Annotated in this window: 22 protein-coding genes and 1 other RNA gene; 21 read left to right on the top strand and 2 right to left on the bottom strand. The window is 37.8% G+C overall.

The features are described from left to right. Positions 1 to 49 precede the first annotated feature (49 nt). The 6 genes from CZ490_RS13855 (at position 50) to ssrA (ending at position 4,253) form a co-directional block, all read left to right on the top strand. Positions 50 to 1,030 (top strand): L-lactate dehydrogenase, encoded by a 981-nt coding sequence (locus tag CZ490_RS13855; protein WP_407639789.1) that lies wholly within the window; start codon positions 50 to 52, stop codon positions 1,028 to 1,030. Positions 1,031 to 1,053: 23 nt separating this feature from the next. Further along, on the top strand, positions 1,054 to 1,830 hold the full coding sequence (locus CZ490_RS13850) for a formate/nitrite transporter family protein (protein WP_077619438.1): 777 nt from the start codon (positions 1,054 to 1,056) through the stop codon (positions 1,828 to 1,830). Between the two features lie 112 nt (positions 1,831 to 1,942). Continuing rightward, positions 1,943 to 2,395, top strand: a complete 453-nt coding sequence (locus CZ490_RS13845) for an HIT family protein (RefSeq protein WP_077619437.1) — start codon at positions 1,943 to 1,945, stop codon at positions 2,393 to 2,395. Further along, positions 2,388 to 3,185, top strand: coding sequence for a PP2C family serine/threonine-protein phosphatase (locus CZ490_RS13840; protein ID WP_077619436.1), 798 nt, complete (start codon positions 2,388 to 2,390; stop codon positions 3,183 to 3,185). The genes CZ490_RS13845 and CZ490_RS13840 overlap by 8 nt, the downstream gene beginning before the upstream one ends. Before the next feature lie 66 nt (positions 3,186 to 3,251). After that, the gene (smpB, locus tag CZ490_RS13835; protein WP_077619435.1) at positions 3,252 to 3,719 is read left to right on the top strand and encodes an SsrA-binding protein SmpB; all 468 of its coding nucleotides are present in this window, start codon (positions 3,252 to 3,254) and stop codon (positions 3,717 to 3,719) included. 195 nt (positions 3,720 to 3,914) lie between these two features. Further along, positions 3,915 to 4,253, top strand: a transfer-messenger RNA (tmRNA) gene (gene ssrA / locus CZ490_RS13830). Between the two features lie 360 nt (positions 4,254 to 4,613). Here the strand turns inward: ssrA and CZ490_RS13825 are convergent. After that, the gene (locus CZ490_RS13825) at positions 4,614 to 5,021 is read right to left on the bottom strand and encodes an LAGLIDADG family homing endonuclease (protein ID WP_077619434.1); all 408 of its coding nucleotides are present in this window, start codon (positions 5,019 to 5,021) and stop codon (positions 4,614 to 4,616) included. Between the two features lie 252 nt (positions 5,022 to 5,273). Between CZ490_RS13825 and CZ490_RS13820 the strand changes: the two genes are divergently transcribed. From CZ490_RS13820 to CZ490_RS13775, 11 genes are all read left to right on the top strand, one after another. After that, a complete protein-coding gene (locus CZ490_RS13820; RefSeq protein WP_077619433.1) occupies positions 5,274 to 5,603 on the top strand; it encodes a hypothetical protein in 330 nt (109 codons plus the stop codon). Between the two features lie 65 nt (positions 5,604 to 5,668). After that, positions 5,669 to 5,962, top strand: coding sequence for a hypothetical protein (locus CZ490_RS13815; RefSeq protein ID WP_077619432.1), 294 nt, complete (start codon positions 5,669 to 5,671; stop codon positions 5,960 to 5,962). 467 nt (positions 5,963 to 6,429) lie between these two features. Then, positions 6,430 to 7,266: a sugar phosphate isomerase/epimerase family protein gene (locus tag CZ490_RS13810; protein WP_159439954.1), complete on the top strand. Its 837-nt coding sequence runs from the start codon at positions 6,430 to 6,432 to the stop codon at positions 7,264 to 7,266. Between the two features lie 145 nt (positions 7,267 to 7,411). Further along, positions 7,412 to 8,419: a tripartite tricarboxylate transporter substrate binding protein gene (locus CZ490_RS13805; RefSeq protein WP_077619430.1), complete on the top strand. Its 1,008-nt coding sequence runs from the start codon at positions 7,412 to 7,414 to the stop codon at positions 8,417 to 8,419. 62 nt (positions 8,420 to 8,481) lie between these two features. Then, positions 8,482 to 8,991 carry a tripartite tricarboxylate transporter TctB family protein gene (locus tag CZ490_RS13800; protein WP_077619429.1) on the top strand — a complete coding sequence of 170 codons (510 nt, stop codon included), beginning with the start codon at positions 8,482 to 8,484 and terminating at the stop codon, positions 8,989 to 8,991. Positions 8,992 to 9,007: 16 nt separating this feature from the next. Then, positions 9,008 to 10,519 carry a tripartite tricarboxylate transporter permease gene (locus CZ490_RS13795; protein WP_077619428.1) on the top strand — a complete coding sequence of 504 codons (1,512 nt, stop codon included), beginning with the start codon at positions 9,008 to 9,010 and terminating at the stop codon, positions 10,517 to 10,519. A gap of 27 nt (positions 10,520 to 10,546) precedes the next feature. Continuing rightward, positions 10,547 to 11,440, top strand: coding sequence for an AEC family transporter (locus CZ490_RS13790; RefSeq protein WP_077619427.1), 894 nt, complete (start codon positions 10,547 to 10,549; stop codon positions 11,438 to 11,440). 31 nt (positions 11,441 to 11,471) lie between these two features. After that, positions 11,472 to 12,470, top strand: a complete 999-nt coding sequence (locus tag CZ490_RS13785; protein WP_077619426.1) for a PdxA family dehydrogenase — start codon at positions 11,472 to 11,474, stop codon at positions 12,468 to 12,470. Positions 12,471 to 12,679: 209 nt separating this feature from the next. Continuing rightward, entirely contained in the window at positions 12,680 to 13,696 is a 1,017-nt protein-coding gene (locus CZ490_RS22530) for a dihydroxyacetone kinase subunit DhaK (RefSeq protein ID WP_200801586.1), read from the top strand. After that, positions 13,696 to 14,358 (top strand): dihydroxyacetone kinase subunit DhaL, encoded by a 663-nt coding sequence (dhaL, locus tag CZ490_RS22525; protein WP_200801585.1) that lies wholly within the window; start codon positions 13,696 to 13,698, stop codon positions 14,356 to 14,358. The genes CZ490_RS22530 and dhaL overlap by 1 nt, the downstream gene beginning before the upstream one ends. Beyond that, positions 14,351 to 15,124, top strand: coding sequence for a triose-phosphate isomerase (locus CZ490_RS13775; RefSeq protein WP_077619425.1), 774 nt, complete (start codon positions 14,351 to 14,353; stop codon positions 15,122 to 15,124). Before dhaL ends, CZ490_RS13775 begins: the two co-directional genes overlap by 8 nt. A gap of 113 nt (positions 15,125 to 15,237) precedes the next feature. On the opposite strand, the gene CZ490_RS13770 is transcribed toward CZ490_RS13775, so the two are convergent. Beyond that, the gene (locus tag CZ490_RS13770; RefSeq protein WP_077619424.1) at positions 15,238 to 16,008 is read right to left on the bottom strand and encodes a DeoR/GlpR family DNA-binding transcription regulator; all 771 of its coding nucleotides are present in this window, start codon (positions 16,006 to 16,008) and stop codon (positions 15,238 to 15,240) included. Between the two features lie 268 nt (positions 16,009 to 16,276). Here CZ490_RS13770 and rpiB point away from each other — a divergent pair, with 268 nt between their 5' ends. From rpiB to CZ490_RS13750, 4 genes are all read left to right on the top strand, one after another. Further along, positions 16,277 to 16,759, top strand: coding sequence for a ribose 5-phosphate isomerase B (rpiB, locus tag CZ490_RS13765; RefSeq protein ID WP_077619423.1), 483 nt, complete (start codon positions 16,277 to 16,279; stop codon positions 16,757 to 16,759). A 43-nt stretch (positions 16,760 to 16,802) separates the two neighbouring features. Beyond that, a complete protein-coding gene (gene glpX / locus CZ490_RS13760; protein ID WP_077619422.1) occupies positions 16,803 to 17,783 on the top strand; it encodes a class II fructose-bisphosphatase in 981 nt (326 codons plus the stop codon). 78 nt (positions 17,784 to 17,861) lie between these two features. After that, the gene (gene tkt / locus CZ490_RS13755; RefSeq protein WP_077619421.1) at positions 17,862 to 19,874 is read left to right on the top strand and encodes a transketolase; all 2,013 of its coding nucleotides are present in this window, start codon (positions 17,862 to 17,864) and stop codon (positions 19,872 to 19,874) included. A gap of 166 nt (positions 19,875 to 20,040) precedes the next feature. After that, positions 20,041 to 20,838 (top strand): hypothetical protein, encoded by a 798-nt coding sequence (locus tag CZ490_RS13750; RefSeq protein ID WP_077619420.1) that lies wholly within the window; start codon positions 20,041 to 20,043, stop codon positions 20,836 to 20,838. Positions 20,839 to 20,966: the final 128 nt, after the last annotated feature.

Raw genomic sequence — 20,966 nt, 5'->3', positions numbered from 1 at the left:
TGGTACAAATACTACTAGTTGTTATTAATGGAAGTATGGAGGATAAACAATGAGTATGAAGATAGAAGATCGAGTTAGTCGTGTTGCCTTAATAGGGACTGGATTTGTGGGATCTAGTTATGCTTTTGCCCTGATGAATCAAGGGATTGTGAATGAACTCATTATGATTGACGCTAATGAGGAGAAGGCAAAAGGGGACGTACTTGACCTTAATCATGGCAAGGCGTTTACAGGTAATCCAACACTGATTCGATCCGGAAATTATGAAGATTGTAAGATGGCTGATTTGGTTGTCATTTGTGCAGGAGCTAACCAAAAACCAGGCGAAACCAGATTGGATCTTGTTGAAAAAAACCTAAAAATCTTTAAACAAATCGTAGACCAAGTGATGGCAAGCGGGTTTGATGGCATCTTCTTGGTCGCTACGAATCCAGTTGATATTTTGACATACGCGACATGGAAGTTTAGCGGATTACCGAAAGAGCGAGTTATCGGTTCTGGAACGATTTTAGACACAGCAAGGTTTCGTTACTTATTGGGCGATTATTTTAATATTGCTCCGAAAAATATCCATGCCTATATTATTGGGGAACATGGTGATAGTGAGTTGCCAGTGTATAGCTCAGCCTACATAGGTACACTTCCGATAAAGAAGGTTGTAGAGCGCAATGAGAATTACAAGAAGGAAGACTTGGATGAAATCTTTATTCGTGTACGCGACGCAGCTTATGAAATTATACAAAGTAAGGGTGCTACCTATTATGGAATTGCGATGGGGTTAGTGCGAATTACAAAAGCCATATTCTCAAATGAAAATGCGGTATTAACGGTTTCGGCACATCTGGACGGGGATTACGGACAAGAAAATGTCTATATTGGAGTTCCTTGTGTGATCAATCGAAATGGTATCCGTGAAATTATGGAGCTAGAACTAAATGAAGAGGAACGACAAAAGTTCGAGAATAGTGCGAACGTGTTGAAAAAAATACTGGCACCATATTTTGACGAGGTAAAACCAACCTCATCGTGATTTCCGTTAGCGGGTGAATATATATGGAAGCAAAACTACTATCAAGTATTGAAAAATTAGCACTGTCTCGCCGTGATACATTTCAGAACAGTAAATTGATTTATTTTTTACGGGCTGTTTTAGCAAGTATGTTTATCGGGTTTGGGGTGATTGTTGCATTTCGAACAGGTAATTTCTTTTTCGCGCAACAATCTCCTTTTGCTTCCCCTATTGCAGCCATTACATTTGGTGCAGCCATTATCCTGATTGCATATGGTGGGGGAGACTTGTTTACTGGTGATACATTTTATTATACCTATGCAGCACTGCGAAGGCGTATGAAGTGGAACGTGGTTGGCCAGATGTGGCTGTATAGCTATATTGGCAATATTGTTGGTGCTATCTTCTTTGCCTTTTTAATTTATATGACCGGTTTGTTTGAAGGTGAGTTTGCCAATGAATTTCTATTAACGATTGCTAAAAATAAAACAGAATTTCCTATTCACCAGCTTTTCTTTAGAGCTATCCTATGTAACTGGCTTGTATGTCTCGCCTTCTTTCTACCGATTGGCATGCAAGGGGACGGCCCAAAAATTTTTATTATGATGTTATTGGTGTATTGCTTTTTTATCTCTGGATATGAACACAGCATAGCCAATATGTGCACCTTTGCGGTATCCTTTGTAATGTATCATCCGAATTCTGTCACGCTAGAAGGAGTCATTCGAAATTTAATACCTGTTACCATCGGTAATCTAATTGGTGGTGGAGGATTCATGGCATGGATGTATTTCTATGCAAATAAAGCAAATATAGAGTGAAAAGCAAAAATTCAGGGGTCTAAGCTCCTGGATTTTTATATTTTTTCATGAAATTTATTCCAAATCAAAATGCCATGATTTATACTTGTGTAAATTAGTAGGGGGGATAGTGATGGAGGATTGCTTTATTTGTAAAAAGCATAGCGGATTGATTCAAACCGCAGGGGAGACAATTTATGAGGACGAGTTTGTATACGTTGGGCATATTGATCATAATGGCAAAGATGGGTATCTAGGTCATATCATGATTGATTTAAAACGCCATGCACCAAGTCTTGCAGATATGACAACCGAGGAAGCAAAGGCATTTGGTTTAATAGTGGCAAAAGTAAGCAGGGCATTAAAAGAAACTGAAAATGCAGACCATGTATATGCACTTGTCTCTGGAGATGCTGTTCCTCATCTTCATATGCATTTAATTCCACGCTATCCGGACACACCAAAGGAATACTGGGGACCAGGCGCTGTATATGACTGGCCGGATGCTCCAAAGGGAAACAACGAACAGATTATGCAAGTTTGTAAAAGACTAAGAGCAACGTTGGAGAATACGACTGGTGAGTGATTTTGAATGGATAGGCTCACAGGAAAGTTTTGTTGATACATTATCTGTTAGGAAACAAGGAAAAATAGGTATAGGTCGGTTTGGTGGTAAGTCCTCAGCCGGTCAAACCAAGAACGAAGATGGCTGTTTAGTGTGGCAAAGTGAATCGGAGGACTGGGAGTTTGTCATCCTCCTAGATGCCCACCAAACTGCCGAGAGTGCTGAATTAATTTTACAAACATTTAGTAAACAAAAAGCGTTGTTAAGAACGTTGTTAGCAATGTCGATTGAAGAAACCTTTAAGCGCATCGAGGGAGCAATCTTGGATATTTTTCAAAACCCTGACTTCCTTGCCTCATGTCGGAATGTAACTGGTTCAACATCCTGTCTTATAGTTCTTCGAAAAGATAAATATATTTGGTGGTTTTCAGTAGGCGATTGTATTTTCTATCTCTTTCATCCAGAGTTGATGAAACTAGGACAATACCAAGTCAATCAACGGCATTTCTTTGAATGGGTTGGACAGGTAAATACATTTGAACTTCCGGTCCCTTGCTACAGCACAGGACGTAAGGAACTGCGGAAAGGGATGAATCATTTAGTAATAACAACAGATGGTTTAATTGAATGTCCTGGTTTACCTTACAACAAACCTGAAAAAATTCAAACTGAATTTGATCACAACGCAAATGAAATAGCAATTGAAGCCATGTTAAATAAAATTAAATCACTTAATGTGAGAGACAGTACAACAATCATTTCATGGTTTATTAATTGTGAGATTGAGGCAAGCTTACCTTGTAATCAGTAGCCTATCCTTGTGGTGCTGTCCAATTTTTGCTAAAATAAGAGGTACCGTCTTAAGGGGGAAATCAATATGCCAAAAGGTGTAGGCAAGGTAATCGCACAAAATAAAAAAGCGAATCATGATTATTTTATTGAAGAAACCTATGAAACAGGGATCGTTCTTCAAGGTACCGAGATTAAATCTCTTCGAAATGGCCGTGCAAATCTAAAGGATTCATACGCGCGAGTTCATAATGGGGAAATGTTTCTCTATAACCTGCATATTAGCCCTTATGAACAAGGTAACCGTTATAATCATGATCCACTTCGGACACGAAAGCTACTTCTTCATAAAAAAGAAATCAATAAGCTGATTGGACTCACAAAAGAAGAAGGATACGCACTGGTGCCAATTAAGATTTATTTAAAAAATGGCTATGCAAAGCTTTTGCTAGGTCTCGGTAAGGGTAAGAAAAAATACGACAAACGTGAAGACCTCAAGAAAAAGGAAGCAAAGCGTGATATTGAGCGTGCATTCAGAGAACGACAGAAGATGTAAGATGGCATAGCTTACAGTAATTTACAATTGAATTTGTAAATACATGTGCTATAATAAGACTTGTAGTTGACAATTGAATAGTCAACATAAGCAAAAACACTTCATCCGAAACACCCAGATAACTGGTGATTAAGTTCATCATTATCATTTTAGAATGTGAGCGAAATTAGCTTATCATTCGACATATGGGGACGCTACGGATTCGACAGGGGTAGTTTGAGCTTAAGTTGCGAGTCGAGGGGATCGGCCTCGTTAAAACGTCAACGCCTATAACTGGCAAAGAAAACAACAACTTCGCTTTAGCTGCTTAATAACAGTCTATAGCGGTTCCTCCCTCCATCGCCCATGTGGTAGGGTCAGGGACTCACTTTAAGTGGGCTACGCCGGAGTTCGCCGTCTGAGGACAAAGGAAGAGAACAACCAGACTAGCTGCTTGGAAGCCTGTCGATAGGCCGAAAAGTTAGCGAAATGCTAATATATCGACTACACTCGTAGAAGCTTAAGTGCCAATATCTTTGGACGTGGGTTCGATTAGTAATTAGTCGCCTTATGTGGTAACACATAAGTGATAATCCGGCTTTATCGGTGAAACCTAAGTCGTACTTGATGCGATAAGGCAATGCCGAGCGGTATGTAGAGTAATCTAACAGCCGTGTATCGACTTATAGGCTGCCATCTAGGTTATGGTAGTACTAGGATGCGTAATCCTACCTGATATAGGTACAAAATATATTACGCATAATACGCCGGAGGACCTGTAACTACCAGGTTCAAGATATAGTCAGTGCCATGACGAAAGCATGGAAAAGCACGTCCCACCGTCTCCACCAAATACATAAAACTTGGTGGTTAAATACGAACTTACACGGACTCACCGATTATGGTGAGTCCGTTTTACATTTCAAAAAAATATTCTTCAAAAATCGCTTTCTTTTTTAATAATTCAGGGCTATATTTTCCATTTCGAGGGGTAACATTATTATAGTTTTCGAGGATCCAAACAGATCGATTCTTTTTCTTATTTACTCTTAAAAATGGCATAATATGCTCTAGCGTATAAAAAACATCTTCCTTTTTCTTTATAGTGAGAGTATAGGAGTCCATATGCCGATCAGGCTTATAATTCTTTTTATTATTTATAACTCCCCCAGTTAATTTTTGAACATATCTAAGGAGTTCGAAATCTGTTGACGCAATTGAAATACATGGCCTACGATGTTCTTTCTCATGCATTCTAGTTAATGATATACTACCTTCTCCATCAATTATACCTGCAATATAAGATGCCTCCCAGGTCTGCAATATAGCATTCCTCCTCTCTTTTGCAGAACATACGTTTCTTTTTATTTTAGACTCTCTGCAATTAGATTGCAAGAACCCTTTTTTCTTAAATAATATTACGATAATCTAATGTTTTGGGGATAAATATGGTAAAAAAATCGTCCGTTATATTACACATGTATGCAAAAATACACCATTGTCTTCCCACACTTGTCCAATCGAATCCATTTCCTATGAATAAAATACAGTATCACATAGGAAAGGAGGAAGAGTATGAGTAATGTATGGAGAAACCCAGATATCTTTGGGAACAATCGTGGCTCTAGAAATAATAATGAAACTGAAGTTCGTAGTGATGTAGATACTGATCTTGACTTTAGATCTGATCAAGATGTAGACAATGAAAACGATGTGAGTGTAAAAGATAAGAACACAAATATCGCAAAAGCAAAAGTATTCAATAGTGGAAACTCTAGATTGGATCTTGATATTAGAGTAGATAGCGATTCTCGTGCAAGAGTGCGTGCAAGATCTGAAGCTGACTCCGATCAGGAGCAGGACCAAGATCAGGACCAGCGTCAACGCCAAGATTTTGAGTTTTAAGTCATGGTTTTCAAAAGGGATACTAGATATTAGTATCCCTTTATTTGAAAGAAAGGAGATTTAAAATGCAGAGACCTATTGAAAATAAATTAAATAATAATCTTGGCCATAGCGGTAACTCAGATGTAGACGTAGTCGTAACTGTAGATGTTGATACAAAAGCAATTGCGTATGGGATGCTATGTAGTTTATATGCCAAGGGTGAGCTAAATGACATGCAGTTAGAAAAGGCAATACAAAAATTGGACGGACTACTTGAAAGAGACAGAAAAAAACAAACAGCAAAGAATAAATCTAGTGAAAATAACGCAAAATTATTCGACTTTCCACACGTAAACACAAAAAGAGGATGGTTCTAAACCTGTGTCCTCTTTACATAGTGGCTTCGAGCTGATGATGGCTTATGAGTTGTTTATTCTTTTTGATTTTGTTGCGACTGAATTACTATAAAATCTTGATTATCCTTTACATTATTAAATAGGAAGATAGAAATAAAAAATCCGTGAACACTTTTCTGTGTTACGGATTTTTTTTATTTCGATAATAAAACGAAAGATACTTAAAAACGACTAGAATGGAGTTGTTTTTTACAAAAACTTGAAATTATTAATTTAAATAAGAGAAAATTATATTATAAATCCCTTTCATTTACATTCAAAGAGTTTTTGATAACCGATTTATATTATCGATATGTTTTATTTATTGTTATTTATTATTGACAAAGTGAAAATAAATGATAAAATTAAGAAAAAAAGAGGTTGGAAACGTTTGCAGTTCGACTATTAATAAAACTCTGATATTACTAGTATATGAGGAGGGAACTCAGTTGGCAATAAAATTTGGATGCCATGGATCAACATGGGAGCTTGATTATGATAAGGAATGTGATTATCTCGATCAGATTATGGATACCGTTAAAGAAGCGGGTTTCAAAGGTATAGATGTGCAGGTTGCATTACTAGGAAGGTATAAAAACCAGCCTGAACGACTTAAAGAAGAACTCGCAAAAAGAGAACTAGAGCTAGCAGCGCTGACTGTACCATTTACATGGGCAGGAGAGAATGAATCCGAAGAGGAAAAGGAACATGCGGATTATTACATAAACTTCCTAACGCATTTCCCTGGAGCTATCATGAATGTTCCTGCGAGAGTCGGTCCAAACAGAGACAACTTGCTAAAACGCCAAAAGGACATCATTAATTGTGTAAATGCACTTGGGAAACGAGCACATGAAAATGGTGTAATCGCTTCCTTTCATCCTGCATCACCAGAAACTTCTTTTTTTAGAACGAAAGAAGATTATGATGTCATGTTTGACTTAATCGATAGAAGATACTTGGGTTATACTCCTGATGCTGGTCATATTAAAGCTGGTGGAATGAATCCAGTCGACATTATCAAAGATAACCTTTCTATCATAAAACATGTTCATATCAAAGACTGTTCCAATACATTTGAATGGAGAAAAATGGGTACGGGTGATATCGATTTTCCAGCTATTGCGGAGATTCTAAAAAACTCAAACTATAACGGTTGGATTATGGTTGAGGAAGAAACAGAAGAAGCAGCCCGAAATCCACACAATGTCATAGTAGATGTTGGAAAATATGTTCAAGCTAATTTGGAACCGATTACGAATGAAGTAGAAACGAATAAGAACTAGTCACAATATTGATTTGAAACTATAAAAATATGAATCTATTCTACTTGGGGAGGTGAAAGCTTCCAATAATAACGGTTAATTGTAACAGTATATTAGGAGCAAATGCCTTGAGAAAATGTATACCAAATAAAGGGGGACAAACGAGATGAAAAGAAAGTTTAATTTTATAGCAATATTATTAATTGGTCTTACAATGCTTTTAGCTGCATGCGGCGGAGGTTCAGAGGAATCAAATGGTTCTTCATCAAGTGGTGATGGCGATAAAAAGACTGTTGATTATCCAACAAAAAATATTGAAGTGCTTGTAGGACATGGTGCTGGTGGTGGTACTGATTTATTTACAAGAGCAGTAACAAAACAACTTGAAGAGCTTCTTGATGTTAACATCAATGTAATCAACCAAGAAGGTGGAGCTGGTGTTATCGCAGCTAAAAATGCGTTCAATGCTCCTGCGGATGGTTATACATTAGTAGGTGATGCTGCATTCCCAATTACGACTGCAGCTGGAACAAATGAACATGGATTAGATGACTTTGTTCCAATCGCACGTTTCCAAGCTGATACGTATGCATTATGGGTAGACCCTAAGAAATATGACAGCATTGAGGACTTTATTCAAGCAGCAAAGGATAACCCTGGAAAAATAACAGTTGGTGGTACAGGATCAATGGGTATGGATGAAATTACTGTATTCCAACTTGGTCAAGCAGCAGAGGTTGAGTTAAGCTTCGTACCAATGCAAGGTTCTGGAGAAATGCACGCTGGTGTAATTGGTGGTCACTTAGATGCAATGGTCGATGAATTTGGTCCAACAAAAGCATTATACGAAGATGAGTCAATTAAGCCACTTGTTGTATTTGCTGAAGAAAGATTAGAACAATTCCCAGATCTACCAACAACTTTTGAAAATGGTTGGGAATTAGCAGATGGTAACGAACGTGGTTTCTATGTTAAAAAAGGAACTGACGAAGAAATCATTAAGATCTTAGAAGAAGCAATGAAAAAGGCGTATGATTCAGAAGAATATCAACAGTACGAGGAAGATAGCTTTTTACACCTACGTGAAGGTTGGTTGAATTCTGAGGACTTTACAAAGCGCACTGAAGAATTAATTGAGAAGTACAAAGTGGTAATGGAAGAACTTCAAAAATAAGACAAGCGAAGCAGGAGGCTTTGCCTCTTGCTTTAATCTTCTGTAGTAGGGAGTGAATTAAGATGAGTAATGTTAAGAAGGACTATATATTTTATAGTATTGTAATTCTATTTGCTGGTTTTTTCTTAAGTGTGACACCAACAATCAAAATTACAAACGCATCCTTTGCAGTTGGTCCAAGGTCATGGCCGTATATTTTATTAACATTAATGTTGATTATGGGAGCCTATGGCATCATCAAAACGTTTGTTAAATCTAAAATATCGAAAGCTACAGAAACTATTGAAAAAGAGGAACCTGGTAGAAAGGTATTTAACCTTTCAATTCCTATGCTTTCATTAGTCACTGTCATTATATATGTAGTTTTACTCAATTTTGTCGGATTTATCATTTCTACCATTCTATTCCTATACGGAATATCCTTTTTACTTGGGGCAAAAAAACAAGTTGGTACAATTATCTTTTCAATTATAACAACCGTTGTATTCGTTGTTTTATTCTCAGTGTTATTACAAATTCCGTTACCTCGAGGAACAGGGATCTTCAGAGAACTTAGTTATCTATTCTATTAATAAGGGGGGATAATAGATGCTTGAATATTTAATGAATGGTTTACTTACGATAGTTACGGATCCTATGAATATTGCAATGCTATTAGCTGCAATTGCAATCGGCTATATCGGTGGAGCAATTCCAGGGGTTAGTGGAACCATGTTAGTTGTTATCATGCTTCCTGTAACGTATGCCTTAGAACCTGAAGCAGCCTTTATTCTATTGACTGGTATTTATGCGATTACCGCATTTTCTGGAGCCATTAGTGCGATTTTACTTCGAACACCCGGTACTCCGGAAGCAGTTGTAACCACCTTTGATGGATATCCCATGGCACAGCAAGGCAATCCAGGACGTGCATTAGGAATTGCAATTTTGTGCTCAGTTATTGGTGGAGTATTTGGTACGTTATGTTTAATTTTTATCACACCTGCATTAGCACAAGTGGCATTATCCTTTTCTTCTCCTGAATATTTCGCTTTAGCAGTAATGGGTCTAACCGTTGTTGCTTCACTAAGTGGTAAGGAATTAACAAAAGGATTGATAGGGGTATTCTTCGGATTAATGATTTCAGTAATCGGAATGGATCCATTAACTGGTACCCTGCGCTATACGTTTGGAGCAGCTTCTCTATCATCAGGTATTAATTTAATTCCTGTAATCATTGGCCTTTTTGCTTTATCTGAATTCTTAAAGAAGTCAAAGGATAGCCATGTTGTCCAAGAAGCTATTACAAATGTAAAAACAAAAATCTTTGAAAAAGAAATCTTTAAGAAAATTCAAGGAACAATTGCTCGCTCAAACCTCATCGGGGTTTTCATTGGGATATTACCAGGTGTTGGGGCAACAACCGCTTCGATGCTAAGCTACAGTGAAACAGTAAGATGGTCAAAGGATAAGGAAAAAGATTCTTACGGTAAAGGAAACCCAAAAGGGATTGCGGCATCAGAAACAGCGAATAACGCTGCAGCAATGGGAACTTTAGTACCACTACTTTCATTAGGGATTCCTGGTGGAGCAACAGCTGCCGTTTTATTAGGGGCTTTCGTTCTTCACGGAATGCAGCCAGGTCCAATGTTATTTAAAACAGAACCAAATTTAATGTATACCATCTTTGCAGGTCTATTATTAGCAAATATTGCAATGCTTCTAGTTTCAAAACCGTTTATTAAGATCTTCAAAAAGGTAGTAAATATTCCTTACTATGTATTAGGTCCTCTTGTTGTTGTATTCTGTGTGATTGGTACATACACAGTACGAAACAATTACATTGATATACTTATAATGGTAGGGTTTGCGATTATTGGTTATATTCTTGAAAAATACAAGTTTCCACTTGCAACAATCATTTTAGGGGTTGTGTTAGGCCCTCTAACAGAGAGTGAATTCCGACGTTCCATTCAAATGGCAGATGGTGATTTCACAATCTTCTTTACAAGACCAATTAGTTTAGTACTATTAATCATTTCAGCATTAATGTTGTTCTATCCAATGATTAATGATTATGTGAAAAAACGCAAAGCTGAAAAAGCTAGCATTCAAGCATAAGTAAATTTGATAGAAGGTTTTCACTAGATGAGTATTATTATTGGAGCTATGCTACCAGTATTTACAGTGTTTTTTATTGGTTTTATTCTACAAAAAGCAAAAGGCTTGGATGTTAAACCGTTATCAACCGTTACGGTATATGTGTTAATTCCGTGCCTTGTGTTTCGATCATTACTTGAAACAAAGATTGAGCAGCAGTACATCATGATGGTTTTCATTGTGTTATTGCTGATGATTATTACTATTACGATTGATAAGCTTGTGGTTAAGTTTCGCAAATTAGATGCTGATACAGAGAGTGCATTTATCCTGTCAACTGTATTTATGAATGCAGGAAATTATGGAACGCCGATTGTGTTATTTGTGTTTGGAGAAGAAGCGTTCCATATTGCTATTTCATTTTATGTCATCCAATTGATTTTATTTAATACAGTTGGAATCTATTACGCAACAAGGAGCAAGGAAAGTCTACTACAGGGCTTTAAAAACATATTTAAGTTACCTGCCATCTATGCTGTCCTATTTGCTTTTCTATTTAGGAACTTTCCGATTTTACCTGAGAATATTTACTCAATTGTTGACCTTTTAGCAAATGGAGCAATTCCAATTATTATGCTCCTGTTGGGGATGCAGCTAGCAAATTTAAAAATGGAAGTTTTGAATTGGAAACAAATTTCCTATGTCACATCAATGAGGTTGATCGTTTCACCGTTGGTGGCTCTGGTTATTACCATGCTGCTACCGGTTGAACCAATCTACCGAAACGTCATTATAACCCTTGCGGCAATGCCAACAGCGGTAAATGTAACATTATATTCTCTGGAATTTAACATCCAACCAAAGTTTGTATCTGTCGCAACTATCTTCAACACGTTCATTAGTATTATTACAGTAACTATTTTATTAAATATTTTAAGTTAACTAGAATTTACTTACTATAGGAGGAATTAACATGACTAAACCAACAATTGGATTAATATATGGGGATGCTGCAGGAGTTGGACCAGAGGTCGTTGCAAAATCATTAGCAAATAATGAAATCGTAGAATCAGCGACTTGGGTATTAATCGGTGACGAGCGTATTTTTAATCGTGGTGCAAGCACAGCGGGTCTTGAGTTAAATTATCAAAAAGTAGAAGATATCGAAGACGTCAATCCAGAAGAAGCTTCAATTTGGTTAATTGATACAAAAAATACAGATCCTGCTGAAATCGAAATGGGCGTATTGAGTGAGAAGTCAGGTAAGGCTGCTGGAGATAATTTAGTATACGCATTAGAATTAGCGAAAAAAGAAAAAATTGATGGTTTATCATACGGACCGATGAACAAGAGCGCACTTTATCAAGGTGGTTATGCATTTAAAGATGATATCCATTTAGTCGCTTCTGTATTTGGTCTTGAATCAGGGTTCATGGAAGTAAATGTGATGGACGGTGTTTGGTTTACGCGTGTTACCTCCCATATTCCACTGAAAGAAGTTGCAGAAAATATTACGAAAGAGAATGTATTGAATAGTATTCTCTTTGCAGACAAGATTGTTTCGAAAGCAGGTATTGAGCCTAAGATTGCAATTGCTGGTCTAAACCCGCATGCTGGCGATAACGGACTATTGGGAGATGAGGAAAATGAAATCATTTCTCCTGCAGTTGAAGAAGCGAAGAGTCAAGGAGTAAATGCACACGGACCATTCCCGGCAGATACTATTTTCCTCCGTTTGAAGAAGGATAACTACAATTGCTTACTTGGTATGTACCACGACCAAGCACAAATCGGAATGAAAACATTAGGATTCAATAAAGGTGTTACAATTAGTGGTGGTTTACCAATCGTAATCACAACCCCAGCACACGGTACTGCATTTGACATCGCAGGTAAAAACATTGTAGATCCTAGTGCATTCGAAGAAGCACTTAAACTTGGTATTAAACTAATCAATAACGGCTACAAATAATACGAAATCAAAGGAGGGGGTACCTAATCAGTCAACTAATTGACTATTTGGTGCTCCCTTTCTATTAATCTCTTTTTTGCAGAAGAATATAAAAATTGTAAATTGACAGCACTGAAATAAAAGATTAAAATAGTAAATGAAAGTAAATAAAAATAAATAAAACACTTCCGTAATTTATATTCGATTTTCAAAAACAGGGGGGACAACAAGTGAAAAAGATAATTAACAATCCTAGTCAAGTTGTACAAGAAGCTATCGAAGGGTTTATGTATGCATATAATGATTCACTTATAAAAGTAGAAAATGTAAACGGCATCATCCGTAAAGACATGAAAGACAAAGTTGCCATCGTAACGGGTGGTGGAAGTGGACATGAACCATTATTCCTTGGCTTCGTAGGAGAAGGCCTCGCTGACGGTGTCGCAATTGGAAACGTATTCGCAGCTCCAACTCCAAACACAGTCCAAGATGTTGCAAAAGCGGTTGATCAAGGCAAAGGCGTATTATTCGTTTATGGTAATTATGCTGGTGATGTACTTAATTTTGATATGGCAGCCGAATTATTAGATTTCGAAGACATTCAAACGCGAACTGTTTTGGTAGCCGATGACGTAGCATCAGCTCCAGAAGAGCGCAAAGAGGACCGTAGAGGCATTGCGGGTGACGTATTTGTTATAAAAATTGCAGGTGCAGCTTCTGAAAAAGGATGGAATTTAGAAGAGGTAACACGTGTAACACAAAAGGCAACTGACCAAACATTCTCTATCGGTGTAGCAACAGCTCCAGGTTCGATACCTGGTGAAACAGAACCTCCATTTGAACTTGGTGAAGATGAAATTGAGCTTGGAATGGGTATTCACGGTGAACCTGGTATGAAACGCACAAAACTAATGCCTGCAGATCCGCTAACAGATGAACTGCTAGATAAGTTATTAGAAGAAAGTAAGATTCAAACAGGTGATGAGGTAGCTGTTTATGTAAACGGTTTAGGTTCTACTACATTATTAGAATTATTAATTGTAAATCGTAGAGTTGCTCAAGTTCTAGAAGAAAAAGGTATTAAAATATATGATATGGACGTAAATAGCTATTGCACAACGCAAGAGATGGGCGGATTTTCTATTACATTCTTAAAACTAGATGATGAATTAAAAGAATTATATAATGCTCCAGCGAACTCACCATACTATAACAAAGCAGAGAAGGTTAAAGGAGGAGTAAAATAATGTCTACACAAATTGTAAATAGCTTAACAGCAAACCAAGTAAAAGATATGTTTTTGTATGTGGGAGAGAAAGTAGTAGAGAGCAAGCCTTTACTAACGAAGATTGATAGTGCAATCGGTGACGGTGACCATGGGATCGGGATGTCAGTTGGTTTTACAAAAGCGGATGAAAATTTAAAAGTAAATGATATTTCAACAGTAAATGATGTTTTTAAAACAATCGGGATGTCGATGATTTCCTCAATGGGAGGGGCATCTGGTGTTATTTTCGGAACCATGTTTGTTGGTGGGATTAAAGGTCTAGATGCAAAAGAAACACTAGATTTGCCTTTACTTGCCGAAATTTTTGAAAAGGCTTTAGTAGCCATTAAAACACGTGGTAAAGCTGAACTTGGGGACAAGACAATGATTGATGCTTTCCAACCTGCAGTGGAAGCTTTAAAAGCAAGTGCAGCAAACAACGATAGTTTCGTAGAAGGTCTTCGTAAAGCTGAGCTTGCTGCTTTAGAAGGCGTGGAAGCCTCAAAGGACTATATTGCGAAATTTGGTCGAGCTAAATCTCTAGGTGAAAGAGCAGTAGGGCATCAGGATGCGGGCGCAACCACTGTTTCAATTATCTTTAGATCAATGAAGGAATGGGTTGAAGGCGGAGACAATGAGTAAGATTTGGGTCGGTACGAATTGGAAAATGACCAAAACAATCGCAGAAGGTATTTCCTACACAAAGGAACTTAAGCAAATTGCTAACGAACTTACCTCGACTATTGAGTTATTTATCATTCCTTCTCATACCGCATTAGTGGATATTAAGAAGGAAGTCTCTGATTCAAGAATCAAGCTAGGTGCACAAAATATGCACTGGGAGGATACAGGAGCTTATACTGGCGAAATTTCTCCCAAAATGCTTGATGAGATTGGTTTGGATTTAGTTGAACTTGGTCATTCAGAGCGAAGACAATACTATAATGAAACTGATGCTGAAATAAATAAAAAGGTACGTGCTGCATTAAAATATGGCATGAAACCTTTAGTTTGTATTGGTGAAAATATTGATCAAAAGAATAATGAGATTTCACAAGAAGTTCTTGCTGCACAGCTTAAAGTATGTCTAAAAGGTCTTTCAGGTGATCAGGTTAAACAGGTTCTTGTTGCATATGAGCCTGTTTGGGCGATTGGGGAAAACGGAATACCAGCAGATGCAGAATATGTAGGTGAAATACATACCTTCTTACGTCGTACATTAATAGAAATGTACCCCAATATTGGGCATGAAATTCCATTACTGTACGGGGGTAGTGTGAATCTTGATAATTTCCTACCGTATATTGATCAGAAGGATGTCAATGGCTTATTCGTAGGTCGGACGGCATGGAATATGGAGACATTTACAATTCTTCTAAAAGAGCTAGAAAAACATATAAGCGAATAAAAAAGGGATACTCACTTGAGTATCCCTTTTGCGTGCTGTGTTTAGCACAAGCAACCTTGCCCCTTTCATTTTCTTTCAAATGGGGGCTTAGTAGCTAGGCTAATACTTTCTATTTATAAAATAGATATGTTTCGTTTTGTTAGCTCTATCTGAAATTCAAGATCTAAATCTTGATCGGAGATAATCGTGTCAATCTGATCACTCGTTGCAAAAGTGGCAATAGAGCTAGAGCCAATTTTTGAATGGTCTAATAGGGCAACAATTTTATCAGCTTTATCAGCCATGACTCTCTTCAACTCAACCTCATACACATTAAAATCGGTTAGTCCTTCATCAATCGTAAAGCCTCTTGCAGATGTAAACATCGTGTCAATATTGATTTTATTTAACACATTCGTGCCAAGTAAGCCTTCAAGTGCCATTGAGCCCATACGAGCCATTCCGCCGACTAATATGACATTGATACCAGGGTTTTCTTTCAACTCGATAGCTGCAGAGATTCCATTGGTAACAACTGTAATATTTAGATGAGATTCTCTAATTTTTCTAGCTAATGCAAGTGCAGTGGTACTTGCATCAAGGACGATACAGTCCTTCTGATTAATAAGATCAATTGCCTTTTGAGCAATAATGTTTTTAGAGTCAGGATTCTTCTTTTCGCGCTCAGAAAAGCTTACCTTTGAAGATGTTAAATCTTCATTTAAAACAGCGCCACCATGAGTTCGTGTCAATAATCCTTCTTCCTCTAACACGTTGAGGTCAGTTCGTAAGGTAGCTTCGGAAACGTTTACATCCTTTGCTAAATCCTTAACCGTTACTCGTTTTTTTTCTTCAAGTATATTTAATATTAATTGTCTTCTTTCAGTAGCAAATAATTTATTCATATTTCCCCCTCATTTTGAACGCAAATAAAAATAAAAAGAATTAAAAAGTAAAATAGTAAGGAACGCTAAATATAATTATATTTAAAGTTTAATCAATATTTACAAGGATGGCAAGGGGTTTGTTTAATATATTAGCGGTATTTTGTTTTTAAACAAAACAAAAATAAACGAAAATAAATATTGATAAAAGAAAATGAATGTAATAGAATAATAGTATAGTAATAACGAAACATTAACTTCATGTGAACAAACGAAAGGGGATTCGAAAATGAAAATTGGTATTGGGTGCGATCACAATGCTTTTGAATTAAAAGAACTTGTAAAAAGCTTCGTTCAGGAGCTAGGTCATGAGGTAGAGGATTATGGATGTTATTCAAAGGACGCAATCGATTATCCAGATGTTGCTTTCAAGGTATCTGCTGGTGTAAGCAATGGTGAAGTAACACGTGGAATATTACTATGTGGTACGGGTATCGGAATGTGTATTGCAGCAAATAAATATCCGGGAATTCGTGCAGCACTTACGCATGATGTATATTCAGCTGAAAGAGCTCAATTAAGTAATGATGCACAAATTATTACAATTGGCTCTCAAATTTTAGGTCCAGAAGCAACGAAAAAGGTTGTTGCGGCTTACCTAGAATCTCAATGGGCTGGTGGTTCTCAGGCAAAAGTCGACAAAATCGTTGAAAAAGAAAAAGAATTTTTCACTGAGATCAGTAAAGAAATATCTGCGAATTCTTGTAGCTAATCGATTATTCGGTCGTAAAGCATTTGATAAGGAGTGATCTCCAATGAATCAATTAATCTATGATTTCTTACGTGTAACTGAATCTGCTGCGATTGCATCGCTACCATGGGTTGGAAGCGGCAACAAGGTGGAGGCTGATAGAGCTGCAACGAACTCCATGAGGGCGATGCTTAGTCAGGTCGAAATGGATGGCATTGTAGTAATCGGTGAAGGGGAAATCGATGAAGCGCCAATGTTATATATTGGAGAAAAAGTCGGAACTGGTACAGGGAAACAAATTGATATTGCAGTAGATCCGATAGATGGAACTACGTCAACATCGAAAGGACAAAATGACGCAATCGCCGTTATCGCAGCAGCACCCAAAGGCACATTACTACATGCACCAGATATGTACATGGAAAAAATTGCTACAGGTCCGAAGGCTGCTGGCAAAATTGATATTACAGCCTCCCTTGAGGAAAATTTGTATGCGGTTGCAAATGCTACGGGGAAGGACATTCATGAACTGACTGTGCTTATCCAGGACCGTGAGAGACATCAGCATTGGATAGATACGGTGCGTGAACTAGGTGCAAAAACATATTTGTTTGAGGATGGCGATGTAATTCCTGCCATTTCAACTTGTATTGAATCTATACAGGCTGATTTGTTTATTGGAATTGGAGGTGCCCCTGAAGGTGTCTTAGCGGCTGTAGGTATTAAAAGTCTAGGCGGAGACATGCAGGCTAGACTTCTTCCAAGAACAGAGGAAGAGTTTGAACGATGCAGAAGCATGGGAATTCAAGATGTGAATAAACCCTTATCACACGACAACTTAGTGGCAACCAATGATTGTGCATTTATTGCAACTGGTATTACTAGTAATATGCTTCTAAATGGCATCAAACGAGAACAAAATAAAATCACTACCCATTCCATTATGATAAATGGAAACGATAAAAATTTACGATGTACCGAGACTGTACATTTGATAAATGAAGAAGAATACAAAAAGATGAGGGTACTAATAACAAACTCTTAATGTAGTAAACATAAGTATTTAATGGAAAGCAATTGATAGAATTCAGTTGCTTTTCGATTTGTAAAAGGGGGAAAAGAAATGGTAAGTGTAGTTTCAGTTGATCAATTATCCATAAATGCCATTCGTACATTATCGATTGATATGATTGAAAAAGCAAACTCTGGACACCCAGGCTTGCCAATGGGTGCAGCACCAATGGCATATGTCGTATGGACAGACTTCTTAAAGCATAATCCCAAAAATTCAAAGTGGTTTGATCGTGACCGCTTTATTCTATCTGCTGGCCATGGCTCTGCACTTTTATATAGCCTTTTACATCTCTCAGGCTACAATGTATCCATTGATGACTTGAAAAACTTCCGTCAATTTGGCTCGAAGACACCTGGCCATCCAGAAGTCCATCATACGGATGGAGTTGAAGCAACAACTGGACCATTGGGACAGGGCATTGCGATGTCTGTAGGGATGGCAATGGCAGAACGCTTTTTAGCAGCAAAATACAATAAAGATAAGTTTTCAATTATTGACCATTATACATATGCGCTTGTTGGTGACGGCGACCTCATGGAGGGAATCTCACATGAAGCGGCATCCTTGGCAGGTCATTTAAAACTGGGCAAATTAATTGTTTTATATGATTCCAATGATATTTCGTTAGATGGGGACTTGAACCGCTCCTTCTCTGACAACACAGAAGAGCGATTTAAGGCTTATGGCTGGCAGGTATTGCGAGTTGAGGATGGTAACAATTTAGATGAGATTCGCGATGCAATTAAACAAGCAAAAGAGAATACAAATCAACCAACCTTAATTGAAATAAAAACCGTCATTGGGTACGGTTCACCAAATAAAGCAGGCTCTTCGGACGCTCATGGTGCACCGCTTGGGAAGGACGAGATTCAATTAGTAAAACAATCCTATCAGTGGGATTACGAGGAATTTGTTATTCCAGCGGAAGTTTATCAAGACTTTGCTGATAAGATTGTTGAACCAGGTAAAGCCGCAGAACAAAAGTGGAATGAATTGTTTAAAGAGTATAAAGGGGAAAACATTGATGCTGCAACTGAGCTAGAAGTAGCAATCATAGGGGAGCTCCCAGACGAATGGGAGCAAAGCCTTCCGGTATTCACACCAGGTATTGATACACTTGCGACTCGTGCGTCTTCAGGAAAAGTCTTAAATGAAATCGCAAAAGCTGTTCCAACCTTTATTGGCGGAAGTGCAGACTTAGCAGGCTCTAACAAAACGACAATTACTAGTGAAGAGGATTTTACCCCAAACAATTTTGCTGGAAGAAATATTTGGTTTGGTGTCCGTGAATTTGCGATGGGGGCAGCATTAAATGGGATGGCTCTTCATGGTGGTGTTAAAGCATTCGGTGGAACCTTCTTCGTATTCAGTGACTATCTAAAACCTGCTATGCGACTATCCGCACTGATGAATGCGCCTGTGACGTATGTACTTACACATGATTCGATTGCTGTTGGTGAGGATGGTCCGACTCATGAACCGGTAGAACAGTTAGCTGGTTTGCGTTCAATTCCTAATCTTTCTGTAATTCGACCAGCTGATGGGAATGAAGTTGCTGCAGCATGGCGCCTGGCTGTTGAAAGTAAAGATCAACCGACAGCGCTCGTATTAACGAGACAAAACTTACCGACTCTTGAAGGCACTAAAGAACATGCCTATGAAGGAGTCAAAGCAGGTGCATATGTCATAAGTAAAGGTAAAAAGGAAGTACCTGACGCGTTACTATTAGCAACTGGCTCAGAGGTACAACTAGCTGTGCGTGCCCAATCTGTTTTAAAAGATAAGGGCATTGATGTTCATGTGATTAGTGTGCCGTCATGGGACCGCTTTGAAAAACAAGATGAGGCATATAAAAATAGTGTACTACCTGAAAATGTGCAGTCTAGGGTTGCGATTGAAATGGCTTCATCAATGGGCTGGCATAAATACATTGGAGATAAAGGTTGTGTACTTTCAGTCGATACATTCGGTGCATCGGGAAATGGAGATAAACTGATTGAAGAGTTTGGTTTTACCGTTGAGAATGTAGTGAGACAAGTAGAGAAACTTTTGCAAGCATAAATAATCGGTAAATTAAGCCAGCAGCTACTTGCTGGCTTATTAATTTGAAAAACGTAAAAAAACACAACGTGGAGTAATAAAGGACATTGCTGCTATCTTAATTATTGGTTACGCTCAAAGAGATGGTTGAGAATCGGTTCATACTAAGAGATTGGGGGACACAACAATGATCAAGTTAGTAATAAGAGATGATAAGGGAAACGTAAAAAGGGAAAGAGAAGGGCAAGATTTTACGTACGTTGAATTTTTAGAAGAATATCAAGATGGAGATTCAATTGAAGTAACAATAGATAAACCGCAATCGTATATGATGGTCCAATTAGACGAAGCGTTGGCACCTTCATTAGTCTACATAAAAGGGACAGAATGGAAGTACGAAGTTCCAATGGGTGAGAGACTTCGTCGCGCCTATTCACCGAAAGTTTTCTCTGGCAGTAAGCATTATGCTTGGATTCGGTATGCAACTATTGAAGAAATCTATGCCTACCAAAATCTTGCGTTAAATCCACATGATCAGAAGGAAGCTAGTGGTGCCTATCCACATGCTGAAGCAAATGTAGAAACTCGAAATGATTCAACATTCTTTGCTCGAAATGCAATTGATGGGATGGTAGCAAATGAAGACCATGGATCATATCCATATCAATCATGGGGAATCAATCAGCAAAAGGATGCAGCACTCACGATTGATTTTGGTCGAGTTGTTGAAATTGATAAAGTGGCAATCGTACTTCGTAGTGATTATCCGCATGATAGTTATTGGACCCAAGCTACTCTAGAATTCTCCGATGGTTCTGAGGAAATTGTAGCACTAGAAAAAATGTTTGACAGGCAGTATTTTGAAATTGAAAAGCGTAAGGTAGAGTGGGTTCGCTTCAAGGATTTAATTAAGGCTGAGGACGAATCACCATTCCCAGCGTTAACGGAAATTGAATTCTTTGGTAAAAATATAGAAAGTAAATAGAGTTGAAGAAGAGCTGTCAATTATGACAGTTCTTTTTTTATCTATTCATCCCTATGAATGAGAAAAGGTGAACTTGTGAAATCTACTACTAAGAATTAAAACATGTATCTACTTTTACAGGGGGCTGT

It is taken from the genome of Litchfieldia sinesaloumensis (assembly GCF_900156865.1).
GTDB lineage: Bacteria > Bacillota > Bacilli > Bacillales > Bacillaceae_L > Ferdinandcohnia > Ferdinandcohnia sinesaloumensis.
The sequence above is the reverse complement of the archived record's forward strand: the minus strand, read 5'-3'. Positions and strand labels throughout refer to the sequence as shown.

Bases quoted from the DNA above. Each gene is read 5' to 3' on its own strand.
- CZ490_RS13855 (WP_407639789.1), top strand. From the start codon at position 50: ATGAGTATGAAGATAGAAGATCGAGTTAGTCGTGTTGCCTTAATAGGG.
- CZ490_RS13850 (WP_077619438.1), top strand. From the start codon at position 1,054: ATGGAAGCAAAACTACTATCAAGTATTGAAAAATTAGCACTGTCTCGC.
- CZ490_RS13845 (WP_077619437.1), top strand. From the start codon at position 1,943: ATGGAGGATTGCTTTATTTGTAAAAAGCATAGCGGATTGATTCAAACC.
- smpB (WP_077619435.1), top strand. From the start codon at position 3,252: ATGCCAAAAGGTGTAGGCAAGGTAATCGCACAAAATAAAAAAGCGAAT.
- CZ490_RS13820 (WP_077619433.1), top strand. From the start codon at position 5,274: ATGAGTAATGTATGGAGAAACCCAGATATCTTTGGGAACAATCGTGGC.
- CZ490_RS13815 (WP_077619432.1), top strand. From the start codon at position 5,669: ATGCAGAGACCTATTGAAAATAAATTAAATAATAATCTTGGCCATAGC.
- CZ490_RS13805 (WP_077619430.1), top strand. From the start codon at position 7,412: ATGAAAAGAAAGTTTAATTTTATAGCAATATTATTAATTGGTCTTACA.
- CZ490_RS13800 (WP_077619429.1), top strand. From the start codon at position 8,482: ATGAGTAATGTTAAGAAGGACTATATATTTTATAGTATTGTAATTCTA.
- CZ490_RS13795 (WP_077619428.1), top strand. From the start codon at position 9,008: ATGCTTGAATATTTAATGAATGGTTTACTTACGATAGTTACGGATCCT.
- CZ490_RS13790 (WP_077619427.1), top strand. From the start codon at position 10,547: ATGAGTATTATTATTGGAGCTATGCTACCAGTATTTACAGTGTTTTTT.
- CZ490_RS13785 (WP_077619426.1), top strand. From the start codon at position 11,472: ATGACTAAACCAACAATTGGATTAATATATGGGGATGCTGCAGGAGTT.
- dhaL (WP_200801585.1), top strand. From the start codon at position 13,696: ATGTCTACACAAATTGTAAATAGCTTAACAGCAAACCAAGTAAAAGAT.
- CZ490_RS13775 (WP_077619425.1), top strand. From the start codon at position 14,351: ATGAGTAAGATTTGGGTCGGTACGAATTGGAAAATGACCAAAACAATC.
- CZ490_RS13770 (WP_077619424.1), bottom strand. From the start codon at position 16,008: ATGAATAAATTATTTGCTACTGAAAGAAGACAATTAATATTAAATATA.
- rpiB (WP_077619423.1), top strand. From the start codon at position 16,277: ATGAAAATTGGTATTGGGTGCGATCACAATGCTTTTGAATTAAAAGAA.
- glpX (WP_077619422.1), top strand. From the start codon at position 16,803: ATGAATCAATTAATCTATGATTTCTTACGTGTAACTGAATCTGCTGCG.
- tkt (WP_077619421.1), top strand. From the start codon at position 17,862: ATGGTAAGTGTAGTTTCAGTTGATCAATTATCCATAAATGCCATTCGT.
- CZ490_RS13750 (WP_077619420.1), top strand. From the start codon at position 20,041: ATGATCAAGTTAGTAATAAGAGATGATAAGGGAAACGTAAAAAGGGAA.